This is a genomic window from Serratia sp. CY76391 (assembly GCF_052166695.1).
GTDB lineage: Bacteria > Pseudomonadota > Gammaproteobacteria > Enterobacterales > Enterobacteriaceae > Serratia > Serratia nematodiphila.
On record NZ_JBJNOJ010000001.1, the window covers coordinates 654,694 to 677,835 of the forward strand.

Below are 23,142 nucleotides of genomic sequence, written 5' to 3' on the forward strand. Positions count from 1 at the left end.
TGTATTTATGGCCGATAGCTCACGCGAATTTTTGCTGGAAATGACGGATATCTGTAAGTCATTTCCCGGCGTCAAAGCCTTGGACAATGTCAATTTACGCGTCCGTCCGCACTCGATTCACGCCCTGATGGGGGAGAACGGCGCGGGGAAATCGACGTTGTTGAAATGCCTGTTCGGCATTTACAAAAAAGACAGCGGCAGCATTGTATTTCAGGGCCGGGAAATCGATTTCAAGAGCTCGAAGGAAGCGCTGGAACACGGCGTTTCGATGGTGCATCAGGAGCTGAACCTGGTGCTGCAACGCACCGTGATGGACAACATGTGGCTGGGGCGCTACCCGACCAAAGGCCTGTTCGTCGATCAGGACAAGATGTTCAAAGACACTCAGGCGATCTTCGACGAGCTGGATATCGACATCAACCCGCGCGAAAAGGTGGGCAACCTGTCGGTGTCGCAGATGCAGATGATCGAGATTGCCAAGGCGTTCTCCTACGACGCCAAAATCGTCATCATGGATGAACCGACCTCTTCGCTGACGGAGAAAGAGGTCAATCACCTGTTCACCATCATCCGCAAGCTGAAAGAGCGCGGCTGCGGCATCGTCTATATCTCGCACAAGATGGAAGAGATCTTCCAGCTGTGCGACGAGATAACGGTGCTGCGCGACGGCCAGTGGATCGCCACCCAGCCGCTGGAAGGGCTGGATATGGACAAGATCATCGCCATGATGGTCGGCCGCTCGCTGAGCCAGCGTTTCCCCGACAGGCAGAACACGCCGGGTGAGGTGATCCTCGAGGTGAAGAATCTGACGTCGCTGCGCCAGCCTTCGATCCGCGATGTGTCCTTCGATCTGCACCAGGGCGAGATCCTCGGCATCGCCGGGCTGGTGGGTGCCAAGCGCACCGATATCGTCGAGACGCTGTTCGGCATTCGCGAGAAGGTGGCGGGCACTATCAAGCTGCACGGCAAGGCGATCGACAACCACAGCGCCAACGAAGCGATCAACCACGGTTTCGCGCTGGTGACCGAAGAGCGCCGATCCACCGGGATTTACGCCTACCTCGACGTGGGTTTCAACTCGCTTATCTCCAATATCCGCAATTATAAAAACAAGCTCGGCCTGCTGGATAACGCACGGATGAAGAGCGACACCCAATGGGTGATCGACGCCATGCGGGTGAAAACGCCGGGGCATCACACCCATATCGGCTCGCTGTCCGGCGGCAATCAGCAGAAGGTGATCATCGGCCGTTGGCTGCTGACGCAGCCGGAGATCCTGATGCTGGATGAACCGACGCGCGGCATTGACGTGGGCGCCAAGTTCGAGATTTATCAGCTGATGACCGAGCTGGCGAAAAAGGGCAAGGGGATCATTATCGTCTCGTCTGAAATGCCGGAGCTGTTGGGGATCACCGACCGTATTTTGGTGATGAGCAATGGTCAGGTTGCGGGCATCGTTAACACCAAGCAGACCTCGCAAAATGAAATCTTACGTCTCGCCTCCCTGCACCTTTAAGGATCGGAATTATGAACGCGCTAAATAAAAAAACCTTATTTACCTATTTCAAGGAAGGCGGCATTTACGTGGTGTTGCTGGTGCTGTTGGCCATCATCATCATTCAGGACCCGACTTTCCTCAGCCTGATGAACCTGAGCAACATCCTGACGCAGTCTTCGGTGCGCATCATCATCGCGCTGGGCGTGGCGGGGCTGATCGTCACCCAGGGCACCGACCTGTCCGCCGGGCGGCAGGTGGGGTTGGCGGCGGTGGTGGCGGCCACGCTGCTGCAATCGATGGATAACGTCAACAAGGTGTTCCCGCACATGGAAACCTGGTCGATTCCCCTGGTCATCTTGCTGGTATGTGCGGTCGGCGCGGTGATCGGCCTGGTTAACGGCCTGATTATCGCCTATCTCAACGTGACGCCGTTCATCACCACCTTGGGCACCATGATCATCGTCTACGGCATCAACTCGCTGTATTACGATTCGGTCGGCGCGTCGCCGGTCGCGGGCTTTGATCCGAAGTTTTCCACCTTTGCCCAAGGCTTTTTGCGCTTCGGCGACTTTAAGCTGTCGTACATTACTTTTTACGCGCTGATTGCCATCATTTTCGTCTGGATCCTGTGGACCAAGACCCGCTTCGGCAAGAACATCTTCGCCATCGGCGGCAACCCGGAAGCGGCCAAGGTCTCCGGCGTTAACGTACCGCTGAACCTGATCATGATCTATGCGCTGTCCGGCGTGTTTTATGCCTTCGGCGGCTTGCTGGAAGCGGGGCGCATCGGCAGCGCCACCAACAACCTCGGTTTTATGTATGAGCTGGACGCCATCGCCGCCTGCGTGGTGGGGGGCGTCTCCTTCGCCGGCGGCGTGGGTACGGTGTGGGGCGTGGTGACCGGGGTGATCATCTTTACCGTCATCAACTACGGCCTGACCTATATCGGTATTAACCCGTACTGGCAGTACATCATCAAGGGCAGCATCATCATCTTCGCCGTGGCGCTGGACTCGTTGAAATACGCCAAGAAGAAGTAGGTTTACCGCAGTACAGACAACAAGGCCGGCCTATTGCCGGCCTTGTTACGTTGGGGCGCTGTACGGTGCCAGGCAAAATAATAAGGCATTATTTGGCAATGGTTGGCGAGGTATCTCGGGATATCGCCTGATCTTAGGCTGGATTGGTTACAGCGTGACACAGTTTTCGGGCTACCAACGCGGTATGAAGTCAGTAAACTTGTTTTACCTACCGTTTCCGGGGAGCAAACTATGCCTGTATTTACCATTACGCTGAAAAGTCGTAATACGCTTGATAAGAAAAGAATTTCATCAGCTATTCACGCGGCGGTAGTAAAAACCGGCTATCCTGCGAACGATCAATTCCAGCGCTTTATCCGTCTTGAGGAAGACGATTTATATGTGGATCCCACTTATCCTGACCTGGATTCCCCCCGCAGCGCCAACTTCGTGTTGATTGAAGCCATGCTTTCCTCTGGTTCCCCTGATGCCCGCAAACATTTGCTCTTGCAATCACTGGTACAGGAACTCGCCCTGATTGGACTGGACAGCAATGATCTGATGGTCCTCTTCATTGAATTGGACCGTTTGAATAGTTCATTCGGCGGTGGCAGAAGGGCATCCCCGCTTTCAATGCCGCAATAAGCTGTCAGCGTACGTAGAGAGCGCTTTACGCAAATCATCCGGTATTCGTTAACACTGTGTTTTCTCTCGGATAATACGCCCTTTTAGCGTATTGCCGAGGCGCGTGTAAAACCCTCTGCCGGATGACTAAGGCTGTTTGGTTTTCTGCTTCTCTTCTTTCAGCTTGTGCTCCAGTTCCACCAACTGCTCCGGCGAGACGGCGGGATAGCCCTGGGCGTCTTCCGGCACGGTGTGCATGGCGGAGATCGGGATCAGCGGGCCGAGGAAGCGCGGCTCGCGCTTGAGGATATACAGATCGGTCAGCGCGCCCAGGCGGGCGAAGATCTCGCGGGCGCGCACCGTCATCATGTCCTTCGGCGACGGCACCGCGTAACACTGCGCCTGAATGCCCATGTGCAGGGCGATGAACAGCGCGCGCTCGCAGTGGAAGCGCTGGGTGATGATGATGAAATCGTTGGTGTCGAACACCTTGCGGGTGCGCACGATGGAATCCAGGGTGCGGAAGCCGGCGTAGTCCAGCACGATATCGCTCGGCGCCACGCCGGCGGCGATCAGATCGCGCCGCATGGTCATCGGTTCGTTATAGCTTTGCTGGGCGTTGTCGCCGCTCAGCAGCAGGTATTTCACCTTGCCGCTGTTATAGGCGTTGATCGCTCCCTGAATGCGGTAACGGTAATACTGGTTGATCACCCCGGTGCGGTAATACTTAGCGGTGCCGAGCACCACGCCGACCTGGCGATGCGGCAATTCCTGCAGTTCGTCGTAGACGTAAGGCGCGGTTTTCCAACTGATCCAGCGATCGAGCGCAATAGCCGAACCCATCAACACCGCAATGATGATGAACAGGCTGATGATCAGGCGTTTCCACATGTTGTTGCCTTACGCGCGCCGGGCTGAAAAAGATGGATCAAGGCTACTTTACCTGACCGACCGACGCAAGACGCGAACCGCCTGAAGCACGCGCGCCGCCGCATTTTTCGGCGGTTTTGCCGCACAAAAAAGCCCGGCGGAGCCGGGCTGGGTCATTTCAGCTCACCATTCAGAACGAGGTGCGCTTGTAGCTGCGGTACTGCGGCCGCCAGAAGTTGTGCTCGATGGCTTTCGACAGCGCATCTTCGGAGGTGACGATCGCCACGCCCTGCAGCTGGGCGGCTTTACCCACTTCCATGGCGATGCACTTCGACACGCCCTGAATATCGTCGATATTCGGCAGCAGCGCGCCGTGGCCGTCGGTAGCCAGCGGCGAACAGTCCGCCAGTGCGCGGCTGGCGGCCATCAGCATGGCATCGGTGACGCGAGTGGCGCCGGAGGCCAGCACGCCCAGACCGATCCCCGGGAAGATGTAGGAGTTATTGCACTGGGCGATCGGGTACAGCTGCTCTTTGTAGCTTACCGGCGCGAACGGGCTGCCGGTCGCCACCAGGGCGGCGCCGTCGGTCCAGTTGATGATGTCTTCCGGACGGGCTTCCACGCGCGAGGTCGGGTTGGACAGCGGCATCACGATAGGGCGTTCGCAGTGCTTGTGCATCTCGCGGATCAGCTCTTCGGTAAACAGCCCCGGCTGGCCGGACACGCCGATCAGAATGGTCGGCTTGGCGTTGCGCACCACGTCCAGCAGCGAGATGGCGTCGCTGGCGGTTTCCCAGCCGGCCAGGTTGTCGCTCTTCTGCACCAGCTTGCTCTGGAAGTCGAGCAGGTTCGGCAGTTTGTCGGTCAGCAGGCCGAAGCGGTCAACCATGAATACGCGGGCGCGCGCTTCGTCTTCGCTCAACCCCTCGGACTTCATCTGCGCGATGATCTGCTCGGCGATGCCGCAGCCGGCGGAACCGGCGCCGAGGAAGGTGACGGTCTGATCGCGCAGCTGGCTGCCGGCGGCGCGGCTGGCGGCGATCAGGCTGCCGAGGGTGACCGCGGCGGTGCCCTGGATGTCGTCGTTAAAGCAGCAGATCTCGTCGCGGTAGCGGTTCAGCAGCGGGGTGGCGTTGTTCTGCGCGAAGTCTTCGAACTGCAGCAGGACGTTCGGCCAGCGGCGTTTGACCGCCTGAATAAACTCTTCGACGAAGGCGTGATACTCCTCGCCGGAGATGCGTGGATGGCGCCAGCCCATGTACAGCGGATCGTTGAGGCGCTGCGGGTTGTTGGTGCCGACGTCCAGCACTACCGGCAGGGTATAGGCCGGGCTGATGCCGCCGCAGGCGGTGTACAGTGACAGCTTGCCAATTGGAATCCCCATGCCGCCGATGCCCTGATCGCCCAGGCCGAGAATGCGCTCGCCGTCGGTGACCACGATCACCTTGACGTTCTGCTTGGTGGCGTTTTGCAGCATGTCATCGATGCGATCGCGGTTCGGGTAGGAGATGAACAGCCCGCGCGCGCGGCGGTAGATATCGGAGAAGTGTTCACAGGCCTCGCCGACGGTCGGGGTGTAGATGATCGGCATCATCTCGCTCAGGTGCGAGTCCAGCAGACGGTAGAACAGGGTTTCGTTGGTGTCCTGGATGTTGCGCAGATAGATGTGCTTATCGTTATCGTTCTTGAAATCCTGATACTGACGGTAGGCGCGTTCCACCTGTTCTTCGATGGTCTCCACCGCTTCCGGCAGCAGGCCGTGCAGGTTGAAGTGGCTACGTTCTTCCTCGGTGAAAGCGCTGCCTTTGTTCAGCAGCGGAAATTCCAGCAGAATCGGGCCGGCGTAAGGGATATAGAGCGGGCGTTTGCTTTCGTATTCTAGTTCCATCAGTTTTACTCTTCACGTATCAGATAACTTTATTGCCGACGATCCTAAGAGATAAAGAGAAGATGTACAGCATTTGTTGCCAGATGATGAACCAGGTTGGCGTAATTATCGACAATCAAATGATTTTTTAACTAAAGAAAGTGTCTCTGGCGGCGTTGGGGCATTGTATTTGGCGGGCGGGGCTGTTAACGGCGGAACCGGATGGCCCCGCCGTGGCGCGCTTAGAAGGCGGCGCGGCTGACGTTCTGGCAGCCCAGCGCCGCCAGGGTGGCGCGGGTGGCGTCCCACTGGCTGAGGATCGCCTTCTGCGGCTCGGCCAACACGGCGCGGCGGATGTTCAGGCAATCGCCGCCGGAGAGGTTCAGCAGGATCAGCGCAGCCTGCAGCGGCGGCAGGCTAGGGTTGAAGGCGGCGTTTTCCGCATAGCGGCCGGCGTAGAGGCTGCCGTCCTGCGTTTCCAGCGCTACGCCGCTGTGGGCGTTGCTGTACGGAGCATGGCTCTTATTGGCCGCCGCCAGCGCCGCCTGCGCCAGCGCATCGTCCAGCGCCAGCCGGTGGCCGTGATCGACCTTGTCCATCAGCAGCGAAGCGATATCCAGATCTTTCGGGCCGAAGGCGTCCGGCAGATAGTCCGCCAGCGTGGCCGGTGCGCGGCCCGGCAGACGGATCTGCAGCTCGCCGCCGCTGTTCAGTTCATTCATAAACTGGCGGCAATGGCCGCACGGCGTGTAGTTGACGGTGACCGAGGCCAGCGCCGGCTCGCCGCGCAGCCAGGCATGGGTAACCGCGCACTGCTCTGCATGCACGGTTTGCTGCAGCGGCGCGCCGCTGAACTCCATATTGGCGCCGAAATAGAGGTTGCCGCTTTGCCCGCGCGCGATGGCGCCGACGTGAAAGTGCGATATCGGGGTTAACGAGCAGGCCGCCGCCAGCGGCAGCAGCGCGAATGCCAGCGCATCATCGTCCAGCCCGCAGCCTGTGCGGATCGCCGCCGCTTGCTCGGCCGTGAACATCGCCGGAAAGTCTGGCGCGTCCAGATAGGGCCGCAGGGCGGATTGCAGTGTCGCGGGCAGTGCGCTGAAAGCGGTGTGAAAACGCGGGTGCATAGAAAGTCTCTCTACGGGTTAACGGGATAACATTCTAGGCAGGCCAGAGACATTAAAGTGTGATTAATGTCTCTTAATTGATGAAATTAATGCAATGAAATACATAAATGCGAGATGTATCGCAAGTTTCACCCTGTTCAGCCGAACAGGCGCAGCAGCACCGGGAACAGGAACGGTGCCAGCAGCGAGGTGATGATGCCGCAGATCACCAACGCCAGCGAGCCGAAAGCACCTTCCTGGTAGTCCATCTCGGCGCAGCGTGCGGTGCCCAGCGCGTGGGATGCCGTGCCCATCGCCAGGCCGCGCGCCGAGTGGGTGGTGATTTTCAACAGATTGAACAGCGTATGGCCGAACACGGCGCCGAGGATACCGACGAAAATGACGCAGACTGCGCTGATCGCCGGAATGCCGCCGAGCGAGTCCGCGACGGCCATGGCGATCGGCGTAGTGACCGATTTCGGCAGGATAGAGGCGGCGATTTCCGGCGTGGCGCCCAGCCACAGGGCGATGGCGCCGCCGCTGATCATGGCGGTCAGGCTGCCGATGAAGCACACCGCGATAATCGACTTCCAGCGCGCGCGGATCTGGTGCAGCTGCTCATAGAGCGGGAAGGCCAGCGCGACGACCGCCGGCTGCAGCAGATCGTTGAGGATTTTGCTGCCCTGAAAGTAGCGTTCATAGGGAATACCGGTGAGCAGCAGCAGCGGGATGATCACCGCCATGGACACCAACAGCGGGTTGAGCAGCGGCATATTCAGCTTGCGCGCCAGCCAGCGCGCGGCGAAATAGACCGCCAGCGTCAGCGGCAACGACCACCAGATTTCATGGTTCATGAATTGCCCTCCGTGTCGTCGGGCTTGCCGGCGATGCGGCGCTCGCGATGAAAATAGTGTGAGGTATAGCCGACCACCACCAACACCATCAGCGTGCTGATGAGGCAAGAGATAACCAGCGGGCCCAGATGCGCGACGATCTGGTCGTAGTATTTCATCACCCCGACGCCGATCGGTACGAACAGCAGCACCATATAGCGGATCAGCAAATGGCAGCCGGGTTTGACCCATTTGGCCGGCATAATCTGGGTAGAGAGCAGGGCGAACAGCAGCAGCATGCCGATGATGCTGCCGGGAATGGCGAACGGCAGCAGCGCCGCCACCGTGTTGCCGACGAACAGACACAGGTAAATAAGGAGCAGGGCCCTCAGGTATTTCCAGCACAGTGTGAACACGTTGGCCATTGTCTTTTCCCGTTTAACTGATGTATTCATCATACAATTAAACTGTGAGCCATGCCACAGATCGCACCATGAATTCTCGCTATGGGTGCTATGCCCGAGCGGCGGGTTGACAGCCCGTATAGGCCGTTGCCTGCGGGATCAGCGTACGTCTTCGGCGGCTGCCGCCGTGTGTTCTGCCAGCCGGTGGCCGAGGAAGAAAAACAGCAGGCTGAGCAGGGCGGCGACGATCAGCATCACGAACATCAACGGCGGCGCGGCATAGCTGAGCAGCACCCCGCACAGCACCGGGTTGATGGCGCCGCCCAGCGCGCTGAGGTTTTGTACTCCATAGTAGCTGCCTTTCAGGTGCGGAGGCGCAATAAAGTCGATGAACATGTATTCCACCGGGATAACGATGATTTCACCGAGGGTAAACACCGCCATCGCCGCCAGCCACAGCCAGACCGCCTGGCCGGCCGCCATGAAACCGAGCAGCCCGACGATGAAAAACAGCGTGCCCAGCACCAGCCAGCGCAGCATGTTTTCCTGGCGCATGCCGCGGCTGATCAGGTATTGCAGGGCGATGACGATGCCGGCGTTGACGATCATCACCAACCCAATGATTTTGTAGGCGAACTCGGCGCTGGAGACGGTGATCAGATACTGCGACAGATAGCCGGTGAACTGACCGAACACCACGGCGCCCAGGGTGCTGCCGAGGGTGAAGTAGATAAGCCGCCGATCGTTTCGCAAGATGGTCAGCGTCTGACGGAAGTTGGGGAGTGCCGCCGGTGCGGCGGCGGTTGTTGTCGGGCGCTGTTCCCGGCCGCGCAAGCGCAGGCTTAGTGCCGTCACCGTCGCCAGCGCCAACCCGCCCGACAGGTAAAACGGCAGCAGCGGGCTAAGCCCGGCCACCAGAACGCCGAGCGCAGAGCCGATCGCCCAGCCGACGTTGACCAGCGTGTAGTTGATTGAGAAAGCCTTGATGCGCTGCTCGACCGGCAGCCAGTCGGCGAAGCAGGCCTTTATGGTGATGCTTAACACCGAATAACAGGTATGCAGGATCGCCAGCACCACGATCACACCGCCTGGGCGCGGGATCCAGGGAATGGCGAAGAAACTCAGCGCGAACAATAAAATCGACAGCAGGATCAGGCGGTTTTTGCTGAATTTGTCCACCAGATAGCCGCCGTACAGGCTGGCGATGATGCCGAGGGTCAGGCTGACGCCCAGGATCACGCCCACGCTCTTCGGCAGCAGATGGAAATGTTCGGTGAGGTAGATGGTGATGAACGGCAGCGTAACGCCGCGGCCGATGGTCAACACCAGCGAACTGGCCAGCAGTACGTTGATCAGCGGGGGGAATCCCTTCATTCGAGGCCTGTCTATGCATACAGTTATTGGGCGATGCAGATAACATAGCGCATTTTGGCGAGGACGGAAGGGGAAAGCCGATAATTAGTTTAAAAACAGAGGCTGCGTCGGCAGCCTCGTCAAAAACAGCATTATTTACCGTGTTCGGCCTGCAGCGTGGCGAACCACGGCTGAACGAAATCGCTGCTGGTGCCCCAGCCGGGGATGATCTTCGCCAGCCCGGCGACGTTAACCGGCCCCGGCTGCGCCAGCAGCAGCGCCTGCGGAATGACCGCTGCTTTGAACTGATAGCTGTCCGGCGTGCTTTCCCCGGCGATCTTGTTGGCCACCAGGCGCAGGTTGACCGCGCCGATCAGCTTCGGATCCACCGCCACGCTGACCTGCCATGGGCTGCCGGCCTCGCGCATCAGCTGCAAATCCTGGTTGGAGATATCGATGCTGTACAGTTTGATTTCGGTGCGGCCGTTCTCTTTCAACGCCTTGTAAGCGCCCTGGGTGAAAGCGTCCCAGGTGCCCCAGATGGCGTCAATCTTGCCTTTCGGGTATTTCGCCAGCACCGCACCCACTTTATTAGCGGTATCTCCCTGCACGTCGGATGAAACCGCGCCAATCGATTCCAGCTCGTGAATGCCCGGATGCTGTTTCAGCAACTGCTGGTAAGCGGCCTGGCGGCGCTCCATCGGCGGGAAGCCTGCCACCCAGAGTTTGATGATGTTGGCCTGGCCGTTGAAATCCTTCACCAACTGGCCGAACGAGGCGTTAGCCAGCGAAGCGTCGTCCTGCTGCGAGACGGTGACGCCGGGAACGTGGCCGCTGACGTCGGTATCGAAAGCCGCGACGGCGATGCCGGCCGCCGCGATGCGCTTGACCAGGTCGGTGGAATAGGGGGCCCGCCCCTGCGAGAGAATGATGCCGTCATATTTCTGGCTGATAGCCTGGTTGACGAAGTCCTGAAAACGCGCGTCGTCGCCGTTGCTGAGGAAGGTGTCCACCTTGAAGCCCAGCTTGCGCCCTTCCTGAATGGCGCCCGCCAAAAATTGCGTGGTGTTGTCGTCGGATCCGAGGTTGCGGATCACCGCGATGCGCACCGGCCCCTGATGTTGAGCGATGGCGGCCGGCACGGCGGCGTTTTCCGCCGCCTGCAGCGGCAGGGCGGCCAGCAGACTGAGGGCGAGCAGCGAAGTCTTGAGGTTTTTCATTATTATAGGCTCCAAAAAAGCAGGGAAACGATCCCGGTGAAGGTCTGTTATAGCAGTCTTTCTGTCTGGACGTCTATTTTGGGTTTCGGAGCATCATAACCGGATGCGGCGGGCAGGGGAATCAGGGCGGTTATGACTTTTTCTTCATGCTTATAACGTGGGGATTGGGGCATAAAAAAAGGGCCGAGCAAGCTCGACCCTCCCTATGCCACGCATCTGCGCGATTACTTGACCTGCATGCCAGGCTGCGCGCCGCTGTCCGGGCTCAGCAGGAAGATCTCTTTCCCGCCTGGGCCCGCCGCCATCACCATGCCTTCTGACACGCCGAAGCGCATTTTGCGCGGCGCCAGGTTGGCGACCATGATGGTCAGACGGCCTTCCAGCGCTTTCGGGTCCGGGTAAGCGGAGCGAATGCCGGAGAAGATTTGGCGCGATTCGCCGCCCAGATCCAGCTGCAGCTTCAGCAGCTTGTCGGAGCCCTCGACAAAGTCGGCGCTCTTGATCAGGGCGATACGCATGTCGACCTTGGCGAAGTCGTCGAAGGTGATGGTTTCCTGGATCGGATCGTCAGCCAGCGGGCCGGTCACCGGCTTGGCGGCGGCCATGTCTTCCTTCGAGGCGTTGACCATCTCGTTGACCTTGTCCAGATCGATGCGGCTGAACAGCGCTTTGAACGCGTTCACCTGATGGCCCAGCAGCGGCTGCGGGATCGCGTCCCAGCTCAGCTCGGCGTTGAGGAACGCTTCGGCGCGCTCGGTCAGCGAAGGCAGCACCGGCTTCAGGTAAGTCATCAGCACGCGGAACAGGTTGATGCCCATCGAGCAGATGGCCTGCAGATCGGCGTCGCGGCCTTCTTCCTTCGCCACTACCCACGGTGCCTGCTCATCCACGTAACGGTTGGCCAGATCGGCCAGCGCCATGATTTCGCGGATCGCGCGGCTGAACTCGCGGCCGGCGTAGGCTTCGGCGATGCTCTGCGCCGCGTCGACGAAGGTCTGGTACAGCGCCGGATCGGCCAGGCTGTCGGCCAGCTTGCCGCCGAAGCGCTTGTTGATAAAGCCGGCGTTGCGTGACGCCAGGTTCACCACCTTGTTGACGATGTCGGCGTTCACGCGCTGCACGAAGTCTTCCAGATTGAGATCGATGTCATCAATGCGTGAAGAGAGCTTGGCGGCGTAGTAATAACGCAGGCAGTCGGCGTCCAGATGCTGCAGGTAGGTGCCGGCCTTGATGAAGGTGCCGCGCGATTTTGACATCTTGGCACCGTTCACAGTCACGTAGCCGTGCACGAACAGGTTGGTCGGTTTGCGGAAGTTGCTGCCTTCCAGCATCGCCGGCCAGAACAGGCTGTGGAAGTAGACGATGTCCTTGCCGATAAAGTGATACAGCTCGGTGGTGGGGTCTTTGCGCCAGAACTCGTCGAAGTCCAGATCGCCGCGCTTGTCGCACAGGTTCTTGAAGGAACCCATGTAGCCGATCGGCGCGTCCAGCCAGACGTAGAAGTATTTGCCCGGCGCATCCGGGATTTCGAAGCCGAAGTAAGGCGCATCGCGGGAGATGTCCCACTGCTGCAGACCGGATTCGAACCACTCCTGCATCTTGTTTGCCACCTGCTCTTGCAGCGCGCCGGAGCGCGTCCACGCCTGCAGCATTTCGCTGAAGGCCGGCAGATCGAAGAAGAAGTGCTCCGAGTCGCGCATCACCGGCGTCGCGCCGGAAACGACGGACTTTGGATCGATCAGTTCCGTCGGGCTGTAGGTGGCGCCGCACACTTCGCAGTTGTCGCCGTACTGATCCGGCGATTTGCATTTAGGGCAGGTGCCTTTCACGAAACGGTCCGGCAGGAACATGCCTTTCTCCGGATCGTACAGCTGAGAAATGGTGCGGTTCTTGATAAAACCATTTTCTTTCAGGCGGCTGTAAATCAGGGTGGACAGCTCACGGTTTTCATCGCTATGGGTCGAATGATAGTTGTCATAGCTGATGCCAAAGCCGGCGAAATCCTGTTGGTGCTCCTGGCTCATCTCCGCGATCATTTCTTCCGGTTTCACACCCAGTTGCTGCGCTTTCAGCATGATCGGTGTGCCGTGCGCGTCGTCCGCGCAGATGAAATGCACTTCGTGGCCGCGCATTCGTTGGTAACGCACCCAGATATCCGCCTGGATGTGCTCGAGCATGTGGCCGAGATGGATGGAACCATTTGCGTACGGTAGCGCGCACGTCACCAATAATTTTTTCGCGACTTGAGCCATAGTGAGAACTTGCTTTCTGTAATGAATAAAAGGGCCTTCGATGTTAACCGATCGCGCCCTTCGCTGCTAGGGCGGTTTCTTACAGGTTATACGCGCCAGCTACCGGGCAGTTCTGATATGCTTAGCCGGAAGCGACTCATTCAAAATCAAGGAGCCGGGATGAACGCAAAATCCCCTGAGCAGACCAACCCCGAAGTTCTGCGCGCCCTGGTGACCGGTGTACTGGCCGCCTTTGAACACCCGACGTTGAAAAACAACCTGACTGCGCTGAAGGCTATTCATCACTGCGCATTATTGGACGATGTACTGCATATCGAACTGACGATGCCGTTTGCCTGGCAGAGCGGTTTTGAAGCGCTGCAGGCGAGCGTCGGCCCTGAGCTGTTGCGCGTGACCGGCGCCGCCGCCATCGACTGGAAGCTGAAACACGATATCACGACGCTGAAACGCGCCAACGGCCAAGCCGGGATCAAAGGCGTGCGCAACATCATCGCCGTCAGCTCCGGCAAAGGCGGGGTGGGGAAATCCAGCACCGCCGTCAACCTGGCGCTGGCGCTGGCCGCCGAAGGCGCCAAGGTCGGTATTCTGGATGCCGACATTTACGGCCCGTCGATCCCCAATATGCTGGGCACCGAACATGAGCGGCCGACTTCGCCGGACGGGCAGCACATGGCGCCGATCATGGCGCACGGCCTGGCAACCAACTCCATCGGTTATCTGGTGACCGACGACAACGCCATGGTGTGGCGCGGCCCGATGGCCAGCAAGGCGCTGATGCAGCTGCTGCAGGATACGCTGTGGCCGGATCTGGATTACCTGGTGCTGGACATGCCGCCGGGCACCGGCGACATCCAGCTGACGCTGTCGCAGAACATTCCGGTGACCGGCGCGCTGGTGGTCACCACGCCGCAGGATATCGCCCTGCTGGATGCCGCCAAGGGCATCGTGATGTTCGAGAAAGTGCATGTGCCGGTGCTGGGCATCGTGGAAAACATGAGCGTGCACATCTGCAGTAACTGCGGCCACCATGAGCCGATCTTTGGCACCGGCGGCGCCGAGAAGTTGGTGCAGAAATATAACAGCCGTCTGCTGGGGCAGATGCCGCTGCATATCTCGCTGCGCGAAGATCTGGATCGCGGTACGCCGACGGTGATCAGCCGTCCGGAGAGCGAATTCGCCGACATGTATCGTCAACTGGCCGGCCGTGTGGCGGCGCAGATGTATTGGCAGGGCGAAGCGATCCCGACGGAGATTGCCTTCCGCGCGCTGTAATCTGTTTGCGGCAGTGAAAGAACCCGGCTTAAGCGCCGGGTTTTTTTATCGGATAGGGTTAGGCTTGTGCAGGTCGGCACGGGTATAAGGGCGTTCGATCTGCGCCAGCGTTTTTGCGATATGCTCCAGCAATCCCTGGGTGGGGGCCGGCTGTCGCTGCCCCATCAGCGCCAACGGCAAGGCCAGCGCGATGGCGAAGTGTGACCAGGAGAGATGCGGGCGCGTTTTGCTCCGCTGCAACCGCAGGAACAGGGCGCTGGCCAGGTAGCCTAAAATCAGCCCGCTGATCACCTCGGATACCGAATGCACGCGAATTTCCAGCCGCGAAACGCCGATGGCGAAAGGCAATATCCACCCGGTCAGCAAAGCGATGCTACGTATCGGGTGGGAAAATCGGCCGGTCAACGTCCACAGCAGTGGCGGCCAGATGCTGGCCGCGAGGGCGGAATGACCGCTGAATCCGGTGAAATCATAGCGCTCGCTGCCGATGCCCCAGCCCATAAAGGCCAGTTTGGACAGGCAGACCACCCCGCCGGTGAACCCGAAGATCAGCGCCCACTGCCAACCCGCCGCGCGGGTGGCGGGAGACATGAGCAGCAATAAAAACAGAATCAGCGCGCAGGGCAGCAGCAACATGCTGTCGCCGAAAAAAGTCAGAAAATACCAATCCAGCACATCAATCTCCGATGAAAGGGGGGCGGGGAGCAAAAGTCAGCGCCGGGGAGTGTAACCCGTTACGGTGCGTTGCCCTAGCTGCGAAATTCTTAAAATGCCGCGTGCCCGTGGCGTGGCAGCCCGAATTCGCCCGCCGCCGCGCAATATACAGTGGCGCAATCCCCGGCGACTCCCTATAATTGTCGCGTTTTAGTTCCCCCCTTCACACTATGAAATCAGGTCTTTAATTTTATGACTGACAATCCGCATCAGTGCGTCATTATTGGTATAGCTGGCGCATCTGCCTCCGGAAAAAGCCTTATCGCCAGCACGTTGTACCGCGAACTCCGCGAGCAAGTCGGCGATGAGCACATCGGCGTTATTCCAGAAGACAGTTACTATAAAGACCAGACTCACCTGACCATGGAAGAACGGGTCAAAACCAACTATGACCACCCGAGCGCCATGGATCACAACCTGCTGTTCCAGCACCTGCAGATGCTGAAGGCCGGTAAGGCGATCGAGCTGCCGCTGTACAGTTACACCGAACACACGCGCAAGAAAGAAACCGTCCACCTGGAACCTAAAAAAGTGATCATTCTGGAAGGGATCTTGCTGCTGACGGATATCCGTTTGCGCCAGGAGATGAACTTCTCGATCTTCGTCGACACGCCGCTGGATATCTGCCTGATGCGCCGCATGAAGCGCGACGTCAACGAGCGCGGCCGCTCGATGGATTCGGTGATGGCGCAATACCAGAAAACCGTGCGCCCGATGTTCCTGCAGTTTATCGAACCTTCCAAACAATACGCCGATATCATCGTTCCGCGCGGCGGCAAAAACCGCATCGCGATCGATATTCTGAAAGCCAAAATCAGCCAATTCTTTGAATAATGCCGCTTAATGGCCGGAAATGCGCATTTCCGGCCGACGGCCAACTATTTGCACCCCGGCGTAGACCTTTCGCCCGTTGTGTGGCAATTTTTGTTTAGTTACGCGTTTTGATGGAGAAGAAAGACATGAGACTGTGCGACCGCGATATAGAAGCCTGGCTGGATAGCGAGAAACTGGTGATTTCGCCGCGCCCGCCGCTCGAACGCATCAACGGGGCCACAGTAGATGTCCGTTTGGGCAATCAGTTCCGCGTGTTCCGCGGCCATACCGCGCCGTTTATCGATCTCAGCGGGCCGAAAGATGAAGTCAGCGCCGCGCTGGATCGCGTGATGAGCGACGAGATTGTCCTGCCGGAAGGCGAGGCGTTCTTCCTTCATCCCGGCGAATTGGCCCTGGCGGTGACGTTCGAATCCGTGACGCTGCCGAACGATCTCGTGGGTTGGCTCGACGGCCGTTCTTCTCTGGCGCGTCTGGGGCTGATGGTGCACGTGACCGCGCACCGGATCGATCCGGGCTGGCACGGGCGCATCGTGCTGGAGTTTTACAACTCCGGCAAGCTGCCGCTGGCGCTGCGGCCGGGGATGCTGATTGGCGCCTTGAGCTTTGAGCCGTTGTCCGGCCCGGCGGCCCGGCCATATAACAGCCGGCAGGACGCAAAATATCGCGATCAGCAGGGCGCAGTAGCCAGTCGAATCGACAAGGACTAACGGCGCGAGATGCACCGTCGGTGTGGCGCTGACAAGAGGGTGGCATGAGAAGATTACTGACGACATTGGCGATTTTACTGGTGGTCGTGGTGGCGGGAATGTCCGCGCTGGTACTGCTGGTCAATCCGAATGATTTTCGCGGTTACATGGTCAAAAAGGTCGAGCAGAAGAGCGGCTACCAGCTAACGCTTGAAGGCGACCTGCGTTGGCATATCTGGCCGCAGCTCAGTATTTTGGCCGGGCGCATGACGCTGACCGCGCCGGGCGCCAAGGCGCCGGTGGTGAGCGCGGAAAACATGCGCCTTGACGTCAAACTGTTGCCGCTGCTGTCGCATCAACTGTTTGTGAAACAGGTGATGTTGAAAAATGCCGTCATTCGCCTCACGCCCGACAGTGAAGAGCACTCGCAAGTGGACGCCCCGATTGCGCCGGCCGGCAGCGGCGCTGATGCGGCAGACACGGCCTGGAAGTTCGACATCGATAACTTGCGCGTCGTGGACAGCCTGCTGATTTGGCAGCGCGCCGACAACGCGCAAATCAATGTCCGGGACATCAATCTTACCCTGCAGCAAACGGAGAAACGGCAGGCGCAGCTGGACATTTCCAGCCGGGTCAACCGCGATCAGCGCGACCTGGCCTTCAGCATGGCGGCCGATATCGATCTGCAGCAGTTCCCGCACCAGATCGGCGCCAAGGTGACTCAGTTCAATTACCAATTGGTGGGAGCGGATATTCCGAACGGCGGTATTCAAGGCGAGGGGAATGCTCAGGTGGTCTATCAACAGACGCCGGCGCACATTGCCGTCACCCAGCTGAACGTCAGCGCCAATAACAGCCAGTTGACCGGCGATATCAGCGCCAGCCTGGGAGCGGTGCCCGGCTATGTGGTGAACCTGAATTCGGCTAATCTCGATCTCGACGCGCTTTCCGGTTGGCAATCCAGCACCAATACCGCCGAACAGCCCGCCGTGACCGCCGCGCCGGTGATCGCCAGCCAGGTCGACGATCGGCAGCAGAACCTGGAAGCGCTGCGCGATTTCAATGCACAGTTGAATCTGCAGGCGGCGCAGTTGACCTACCGCGGTATGAACGTTACCCAGTTATCCGTCGCGGCAGATAATCAACGCGGCCTGCTGACGCTGCATAAACTTGCCGGGCAATTGGCCGGCGGTGATTTCTCCTTGCCGGGATCGCTCGACGCACGCGGCAATAAACCGGTGATAAACGTGCAACCGACCCTGAACCAGGTTGAGCTCGGCGCGGTGCTCAAAGCCTTCGAGATGCCGCAGATGCTGACCGGAAAATTCAGCATGAAAGGGGATTTGACCGGCGATCGTCTTTCTTCAGAGTCATTTGGGCACCGTTGGAGCGGTACGGCGCAGCTGGCGATGCAGGATGCGCAGCTGCACGGCCTGAACATTCAGCAATTGATCCAACAGGCGGTGGCGCGCAACGATAACAGCGTGCGCGGGCAAGATAGCTATCAGCGCTATACCGAAGTCAAAAGCGTCTCGGCGCGGGCCAGCCTGAGCCAAGGCACTGTCAAGCTCAACAGCCTGACGGCGGATTCGCCGTTGCTGGCGCTGACCGGCGCCGGCAGTATCGATATGCCGGGAAAACAGTGCGATATGGCGCTTAATGTGCGCGTCACTGGCGGTTGGCAAGGGCGCGGCGAACTGATCGAGCAACTGCAAAAAACGCCGATCCCGCTGCGGGTCTATGGGCCTTGGCAACAGCTGAATTACCAACTGCAGGTCGATCAGGTGTTGCGTAAAACGCTGCACGATCGGGCCAAAGATGCGCTGAACAAATGGGCTGAAAAGAACAAGGATTCTCGCGAGGGTCAGGATCTGAAAAAGCTGCTCGACAAGCTGTAATCCCTCCTGACGCGGGCCGTCTTGCGGCCCGCGTCAGTATCGACGTTTCCCGCGATAATTTCCCTCCGTTACCTTGATGAAGGTCATGAAGACCCGCGCTCAATTTGTGCAGAGTAAGGGCGCATTCTGCTATGACTATGCGCCTGAGCGCGAAAAAATGACGAGTTGAGGAAACATGATAGAGCTTCTTATTGGCGCGACGGTGGCGGCGGGCGTGGGCCGTTACATCATCAAAGGGTATTCCGCCACGGGCGTTTTGATGGTGGGAGGGCTGCTGCTGCTTGGCATCAGCGCCCTGATGGGGAAAACGCTGTTGCCGTCCGGCGCCGCATCTACCGGCTGGCGCGCGACCGATATGATCGAGTACGTCAAGATTTTGCTGATGAGCCGCGGCGGCGATCTGGGCATGATGATCATGATGCTGTGCGGTTTCGCCGCCTATATGACGCATATCGGCGCTAACGACGTGGTCGTCAAGCTGGCCTCGCGCCCATTGCAGATGATCAATTCGCCTTATCTGCTGATGGTGGCGGCCTATTTTGTCGCTTGCCTGATGTCATTGGCGGTCTCTTCCGCTACCGGGCTCGGCGTATTGCTGATGGCGACGCTGTTCCCATTGATGGTGAACGTTGGCATTAGCCGCGGTGCCGCGGCGGCCATTTGCGCTTCGCCGGCGGCGATTATCCTGGCGCCGACTTCCGGCGACGTGGTACTGGCAGCCAAGGCGGCGGAAATGCCGCTGGTGGATTTCGCGTTCAAAACCACGCTGCCTATCTCGATTGCCGCCATCGTCTGCATGGCCGTGGCGCACTTTTTCTGGCAGCGTTATCTCGATAAGAAGAGTGATGAACAGCACCACATTATGGACGTCAGCGAGATCAAAACCCATGCACCGGGGTTCTACGCGATATTGCCGTTTACGCCGATCCTCGGCGTGCTGATCTTCGACGGCAAATGGGGGCCGGAGCTGCACATTATTACCGTGCTGGTAGGGTGCATACTGTTGGCGGCAGCGATCGAGTTTGTGCGCAGCTTCAGCGCCAAACAGGTATTCAGCGGTCTGGAAGTGGCGTATCGCGGTATGGCGGACGCTTTCGCCAGCGTGGTGATGCTGTTGGTGGCCGCGGGTGTCTTCGCGCAAGGGTTGAGCACCGTCGGCTTTATCAGCGGCTTGATCGGGTTGGCGCAGTCGTTCGGTACCGGCGGTTTGATCATGATGCTGGTGTTGGTGGTGATCACCATGCTGGCGGCCATGACAACCGGCTCCGGCAATGCGCCGTTCTATGCGTTTGTCGAACTGATCCCGAAACTGGCGGCACAGATGGGCGTGAATCCTGCCTATCTGGTGATCCCGATGCTGCAGGCCTCGAATCTCGGCCGCACGCTGTCGCCGGTCTCCGGCGTGGTGGTGGCGGTTTCCGGCATGGCGAAAATCTCGCCGTTTGATGTGGTGAAGCGTACTTCAGTGCCGGTAATTGTCGGGTTGGTGGTGGTGATCGTGGCGACGGAGCTGCTGGTTCCCCAGTAAAAGGAAAGCCGGGCGATGCCCGGCCTCGATGTTAAACCTCGTACTCCTCCGGTGGAGGAGGCGGGGTGATTTTCACTTTCAGGATGCGGTGGCTGTTGACCTCCAATGGTTCGAACAGGTAGTCACCGATCTTGATCTGTTCTCCTTCTTGCGGCACGCGCTGACTGTGTTCCATCAACAGCCCCGCCAGCGTGTGGTATTCGCGCTTGTCTTCCAGCGGCATCGGCAGGTACAACACCAGGTCTTCCAGCGGCATGTAGCCGTTGGCGATCCAGCTGCCGTCTTCGTTTTGCTGAATGTCATGGCGTGCGTCCACCTCTTCGCCGGCCTCCGGCAGGTTGCCGGCGATGGTTTCCATCACGTCCGTCAGGGTGACGACGCCTTCGACGGAGCCGAACTCATCGACCACGAAGGCGAAGTGCGTCTGCGCCTGGCGAAATTGCTCCAGGGCGCTTAACAGCGTGAGCTGCTCCGGGAAGATCAACGGTTGGCGTATCAGCGCACGCAGATCCAGCGGCGCCTGCGCCAGTTGCTGTTTGAGGACGTCGATGGTGTGGATCACGCCCAGCGGTTCGTCGCTGGCGCTGCTTTCCACCACCACGATGCGCGTGTGCTGATTACGTTCCAGCAACTGCGTCAGCTTTTCCTGCGGATCGTTCAGCTCAAGGTATTCGACGTCGTGACGCGAGGTCATGATGCTACTGACCGTGCGCTGCGCCATGCCGAGTACGCGTTCGATCATGCGCCGCTCTTGCTGATTGAAGATCTCGCCGTTTTCGCTGTCGCTGTCCGCCAGCAGGTTGGCGGAATGGCTGTCGACTTCCGCTTCTTCATGTTTGCCGCTCAGCATGCGCAGCACCGCTTCGGCGGTGCGTTCACGTAGTGGCCGCACCTTCGACAGGAAGCGACGACGGTTGAACTGCGCCAGCTGGTTCAGCGCCTCGATCATGACCGAGAAGCCGATCGCCGCGTAGAGGTAGCCTTTAGGAATGTGATAGCCGAAGCCCTCCGCCACCAGGCTAAAGCCAATCATCAGCAGGAAGCTCAGGCACAGGATAACGATAGTCGGGTGCGCGTTGACGAAGCGCGTCAGCGGTTTGCTGGCCAGCAGCATCAGACCGATGGCGATACAGACCGCGATCATCATCACCGCCAGGTGATCGACCATCCCCACCGCGGTGATCACCGAGTCGAGCGAGAAAACGGCGTCCAGCACCACGATCTGCGCCACGACCGGCCAGAAACGTGCGCCTTTGCGCGCGCCGTGCTGCTCTTCGTCCTTGCCTTCCAGCCGCTCATTGAGCTCCATGGTGGCTTTGAACAGCAGGAATATCCCGCCGACCAGCATGATAAGATCGCGGCCGCTGAAGGGGTGCTCTGCGACGGTGAACATCGGTTTGGTCAGCGTCGCCAGCCACGAGATGGAGGCGAGCAGCGCCAGACGCATGACCAGCGCCAGCAACAAACCGACGACACGGGCCTTATCCCTTTGTTGTTTTGGTAATTTGTCCGCCAGAATGGCGATGAAGACAAGGTTGTCTATACCCAGCACGATTTCCAGCACGACCAAAGTGGCCAGGCCGGCCCAAATTGTTGGATCAGCGATCCATTCCATACGCCCAATTTCACCTGTAAGTTCTACGGCTTATGCCGCACGGGAATGATGGGCGTTGAGGCGGCAAAATTCAACTTTAATCGGGAGGATGTGGTTCAGAACAGGAGGATTGCCGTAAACATCGATCGGCGCCGAGCGGCCAAAGGAATCAAGGGGCTGGGGAGCAAATATCTACCGGGATGCCATACGCTCAGAAAAGAAACGCCTTATTAAATTTATTTAAATCAAAACATTAAAACAATTTTCTTTGGCTATGATTCTTATCGGTATGTGGCACGAGTAGTCTTATTCTGAAAACGGCTGACTGGGGGGATCTAAGGCTTGTATCACTTAGACATTAGTATAAGAATCTTAGTCATATAACGGCAGTAACTAACATTGTTTGGTTATAAAGGCACCGTTTTTTTTATTTTTTTGTGAACAGCATGACAGTTCAAACGAAGAATGAGTGCCGCTTTGCATAAAAATTGCCTGGCTCATGCAATGAAGTGGGGGAATGCGTCATTAACAGTACTTTGGTAGCTGCAAGCCAAGGGCGGTAGCGTGCCCGATTGAATCCCCTTGTTCACGCTGCACAGATGAATGCAGCGCTACGATGAATTGGAATGAAAATGCAAACAAGACTTAAGGCAGTGATCCCCGTTGCGGGCCTGGGAACCCGTATGTTGCCGGCGACCAAGGCTATCCCTAAAGAAATGTTGCCCGTGGTCGATAAGCCCTTAATCCAGTACATTGTTGCTGAATGCGTGGCGGCGGGGATTAAAGATATCGTATTGGTCACGCATTCATCAAAGAATGCGATTGAAAACCATTTTGACACTTCGTTTGAGCTGGAGGCGATGCTTGAAGCGCGCGTGAAGCGCCAGCTCCTGGCTGAAGTGCAAAGCATTTGTCCCCCGGATGTCACCGTGATGCAGGTGCGTCAAGGACAGGCGAAAGGGTTGGGGCATGCGGTGCTGTGCGCCAAACCAATGGTGGGTGATTCTCCTTTCGTTGTGCTGTTGCCTGATGTTTTATTGGATGATTCTACGGCGGATTTGCGCAAAGAAAATCTGGCTAAAATGATCCAACGTTTTGGTGATACGGGTTACAGCCAAATCATGGTTGAACCTGTGCCGGAACAAGATGTGTCCAAATACGGTGTGGTAGATTGCGCAGGTGCGACGATCGCCGCGGGAGAAAGCGCACCGATGACGGCAGTGGTTGAGAAGCCGGCCCGCGAGGATGCCCCTTCCAATCTGGCCGTCGTCGGCCGGTATGTGCTTGCCGCCGATATTTGGCCGCTACTTGAGAAAACCCCTCCCGGCGCGGGTGATGAGATTCAACTGACCGATGCGATTGCGATGCTGATGGATGAACAAACGGTTGAAGCATTCCATATGAGCGGTAAGTCCCATGATTGTGGCGACAAGTTTGGCTATATGAAGGCGTTTGTGCAGTACGGTCTGCGTCACGGTTCGGAAGGTGAAAATTTCAGCCGCTGGTTGAAGCAGACGTTGGGAAAGTAACAGGCTGTCGCCACTGCGGCTGAAAGCGATCACGAGATTGA

The 23,142-nt window shown here is 58.5% G+C and carries 19 protein-coding genes; 9 read left to right on the forward strand and 10 right to left on the reverse strand.

The genetic code is table 11. The features are described 5' to 3' along the window. Window positions 1-7 precede the first annotated feature (7 nt). From mglA to ACJ8PN_RS03420, 3 genes are all read left to right on the forward strand, one after another. The gene (mglA, locus tag ACJ8PN_RS03410; RefSeq protein WP_004938959.1) at window positions 8-1,516 is read left to right on the forward strand and encodes a galactose/methyl galactoside ABC transporter ATP-binding protein MglA; all 1,509 of its coding nucleotides are present in this window, start codon (window positions 8-10) and stop codon (window positions 1,514-1,516) included. Between the two features lie 11 nt (window positions 1,517-1,527). Next, the gene (gene mglC, locus ACJ8PN_RS03415; protein WP_004938953.1) at window positions 1,528-2,538 is read left to right on the forward strand and encodes a galactose/methyl galactoside ABC transporter permease MglC; all 1,011 of its coding nucleotides are present in this window, start codon (window positions 1,528-1,530) and stop codon (window positions 2,536-2,538) included. Window positions 2,539-2,769: 231 nt separating this feature from the next. Then, complete coding sequence (locus tag ACJ8PN_RS03420; protein ID WP_049299825.1) at window positions 2,770-3,162, forward strand: tautomerase family protein; 393 nt, start codon at window positions 2,770-2,772, stop codon at window positions 3,160-3,162. Between the two features lie 126 nt (window positions 3,163-3,288). On the opposite strand, the gene sanA is transcribed toward ACJ8PN_RS03420, so the two are convergent. From sanA to metG, 8 genes are all read right to left on the reverse strand, one after another. Beyond that, window positions 3,289-4,032 (reverse strand): outer membrane permeability protein SanA, encoded by a 744-nt coding sequence (sanA, locus tag ACJ8PN_RS03425; RefSeq protein ID WP_351106516.1) that lies wholly within the window; start codon window positions 4,030-4,032, stop codon window positions 3,289-3,291. 169 nt (window positions 4,033-4,201) lie between these two features. Then, on the reverse strand, window positions 4,202-5,899 hold the full coding sequence (locus ACJ8PN_RS03430; protein ID WP_004938945.1) for an NAD-dependent malic enzyme: 1,698 nt from the start codon (window positions 5,897-5,899) through the stop codon (window positions 4,202-4,204). Between the two features lie 221 nt (window positions 5,900-6,120). Next, entirely contained in the window at window positions 6,121-7,005 is an 885-nt protein-coding gene (gene cdd / locus ACJ8PN_RS03435; protein WP_442534613.1) for a cytidine deaminase, read from the reverse strand. A gap of 137 nt (window positions 7,006-7,142) precedes the next feature. After that, entirely contained in the window at window positions 7,143-7,838 is a 696-nt protein-coding gene (locus ACJ8PN_RS03440; RefSeq protein WP_171453647.1) for a CidB/LrgB family autolysis modulator, read from the reverse strand. Next, on the reverse strand, window positions 7,835-8,242 hold the full coding sequence (locus tag ACJ8PN_RS03445; RefSeq protein ID WP_442534614.1) for a CidA/LrgA family protein: 408 nt from the start codon (window positions 8,240-8,242) through the stop codon (window positions 7,835-7,837). Before ACJ8PN_RS03445 ends, ACJ8PN_RS03440 begins: the two co-directional genes overlap by 4 nt. A 138-nt stretch (window positions 8,243-8,380) precedes the next feature. Next, entirely contained in the window at window positions 8,381-9,595 is a 1,215-nt protein-coding gene (locus ACJ8PN_RS03450; RefSeq protein ID WP_442534615.1) for an MFS transporter, read from the reverse strand. A gap of 131 nt (window positions 9,596-9,726) precedes the next feature. Next, on the reverse strand, window positions 9,727-10,794 hold the full coding sequence (locus ACJ8PN_RS03455) for a sugar ABC transporter substrate-binding protein (RefSeq protein ID WP_442534616.1): 1,068 nt from the start codon (window positions 10,792-10,794) through the stop codon (window positions 9,727-9,729). A 224-nt stretch (window positions 10,795-11,018) separates the two neighbouring features. Beyond that, entirely contained in the window at window positions 11,019-13,046 is a 2,028-nt protein-coding gene (gene metG / locus ACJ8PN_RS03460; protein ID WP_442534617.1) for a methionine--tRNA ligase, read from the reverse strand. A gap of 159 nt (window positions 13,047-13,205) precedes the next feature. Between metG and apbC the strand changes: the two genes are divergently transcribed. After that, entirely contained in the window at window positions 13,206-14,318 is a 1,113-nt protein-coding gene (apbC, locus tag ACJ8PN_RS03465; RefSeq protein WP_004938926.1) for an iron-sulfur cluster carrier protein ApbC, read from the forward strand. Window positions 14,319-14,363: 45 nt separating this feature from the next. Here apbC and ACJ8PN_RS03470 read toward each other — a convergent pair whose 3' ends face one another. After that, window positions 14,364-14,993, reverse strand: a complete 630-nt coding sequence (locus tag ACJ8PN_RS03470) for a phosphatase PAP2 family protein (RefSeq protein ID WP_351106533.1) — start codon at window positions 14,991-14,993, stop codon at window positions 14,364-14,366. A gap of 231 nt (window positions 14,994-15,224) precedes the next feature. Here ACJ8PN_RS03470 and udk point away from each other — a divergent pair, with 231 nt between their 5' ends. From udk to dcuC, 4 genes are all read left to right on the forward strand, one after another. Further along, on the forward strand, window positions 15,225-15,866 hold the full coding sequence (udk, locus tag ACJ8PN_RS03475; RefSeq protein WP_004938922.1) for a uridine kinase: 642 nt from the start codon (window positions 15,225-15,227) through the stop codon (window positions 15,864-15,866). 125 nt (window positions 15,867-15,991) lie between these two features. Continuing rightward, complete coding sequence (gene dcd / locus ACJ8PN_RS03480; RefSeq protein ID WP_004938917.1) at window positions 15,992-16,573, forward strand: dCTP deaminase; 582 nt, start codon at window positions 15,992-15,994, stop codon at window positions 16,571-16,573. A 44-nt stretch (window positions 16,574-16,617) separates the two neighbouring features. Beyond that, a complete protein-coding gene (asmA, locus tag ACJ8PN_RS03485) occupies window positions 16,618-18,450 on the forward strand; it encodes an outer membrane assembly protein AsmA (protein WP_351106536.1) in 1,833 nt (610 codons plus the stop codon). 175 nt (window positions 18,451-18,625) lie between these two features. Then, entirely contained in the window at window positions 18,626-19,978 is a 1,353-nt protein-coding gene (gene dcuC, locus ACJ8PN_RS03490; protein ID WP_171453653.1) for an anaerobic C4-dicarboxylate transporter DcuC, read from the forward strand. A 31-nt stretch (window positions 19,979-20,009) separates the two neighbouring features. Here the strand turns inward: dcuC and ACJ8PN_RS03495 are convergent, their stop codons facing one another. Then, complete coding sequence (locus ACJ8PN_RS03495; RefSeq protein ID WP_351106540.1) at window positions 20,010-21,593, reverse strand: TerC family protein; 1,584 nt, start codon at window positions 21,591-21,593, stop codon at window positions 20,010-20,012. A 611-nt stretch (window positions 21,594-22,204) separates the two neighbouring features. Between ACJ8PN_RS03495 and galU the strand changes: the two genes are divergently transcribed. Further along, window positions 22,205-23,101, forward strand: a complete 897-nt coding sequence (galU, locus tag ACJ8PN_RS03500; RefSeq protein ID WP_171455044.1) for a UTP--glucose-1-phosphate uridylyltransferase GalU — start codon at window positions 22,205-22,207, stop codon at window positions 23,099-23,101. Window positions 23,102-23,142: the final 41 nt, after the last annotated feature.

Coding starts and splice junctions, on each gene's coding strand:
- mglA (WP_004938959.1), top strand. CDS start 8: ATGGCCGATAGCTCACGCGAATTTTTGCTGGAAATGACGGATATCTGT.
- mglC (WP_004938953.1), top strand. CDS start 1,528: ATGAACGCGCTAAATAAAAAAACCTTATTTACCTATTTCAAGGAAGGC.
- ACJ8PN_RS03420 (WP_049299825.1), top strand. CDS start 2,770: ATGCCTGTATTTACCATTACGCTGAAAAGTCGTAATACGCTTGATAAG.
- sanA (WP_351106516.1), bottom strand. CDS start 4,032: ATGTGGAAACGCCTGATCATCAGCCTGTTCATCATCATTGCGGTGTTG.
- ACJ8PN_RS03430 (WP_004938945.1), bottom strand. CDS start 5,899: ATGGAACTAGAATACGAAAGCAAACGCCCGCTCTATATCCCTTACGCC.
- cdd (WP_442534613.1), bottom strand. CDS start 7,005: ATGCACCCGCGTTTTCACACCGCTTTCAGCGCACTGCCCGCGACACTG.
- ACJ8PN_RS03440 (WP_171453647.1), bottom strand. CDS start 7,838: ATGAACCATGAAATCTGGTGGTCGTTGCCGCTGACGCTGGCGGTCTAT.
- ACJ8PN_RS03445 (WP_442534614.1), bottom strand. CDS start 8,242: ATGGCCAACGTGTTCACACTGTGCTGGAAATACCTGAGGGCCCTGCTC.
- ACJ8PN_RS03450 (WP_442534615.1), bottom strand. CDS start 9,595: ATGAAGGGATTCCCCCCGCTGATCAACGTACTGCTGGCCAGTTCGCTG.
- ACJ8PN_RS03455 (WP_442534616.1), bottom strand. CDS start 10,794: ATGAAAAACCTCAAGACTTCGCTGCTCGCCCTCAGTCTGCTGGCCGCC.
- metG (WP_442534617.1), bottom strand. CDS start 13,046: ATGGCTCAAGTCGCGAAAAAATTATTGGTGACGTGCGCGCTACCGTAC.
- apbC (WP_004938926.1), top strand. CDS start 13,206: ATGAACGCAAAATCCCCTGAGCAGACCAACCCCGAAGTTCTGCGCGCC.
- udk (WP_004938922.1), top strand. CDS start 15,225: ATGACTGACAATCCGCATCAGTGCGTCATTATTGGTATAGCTGGCGCA.
- dcd (WP_004938917.1), top strand. CDS start 15,992: ATGAGACTGTGCGACCGCGATATAGAAGCCTGGCTGGATAGCGAGAAA.
- asmA (WP_351106536.1), top strand. CDS start 16,618: ATGAGAAGATTACTGACGACATTGGCGATTTTACTGGTGGTCGTGGTG.
- dcuC (WP_171453653.1), top strand. CDS start 18,626: ATGATAGAGCTTCTTATTGGCGCGACGGTGGCGGCGGGCGTGGGCCGT.
- ACJ8PN_RS03495 (WP_351106540.1), bottom strand. CDS start 21,593: ATGGAATGGATCGCTGATCCAACAATTTGGGCCGGCCTGGCCACTTTG.
- galU (WP_171455044.1), top strand. CDS start 22,205: ATGCAAACAAGACTTAAGGCAGTGATCCCCGTTGCGGGCCTGGGAACC.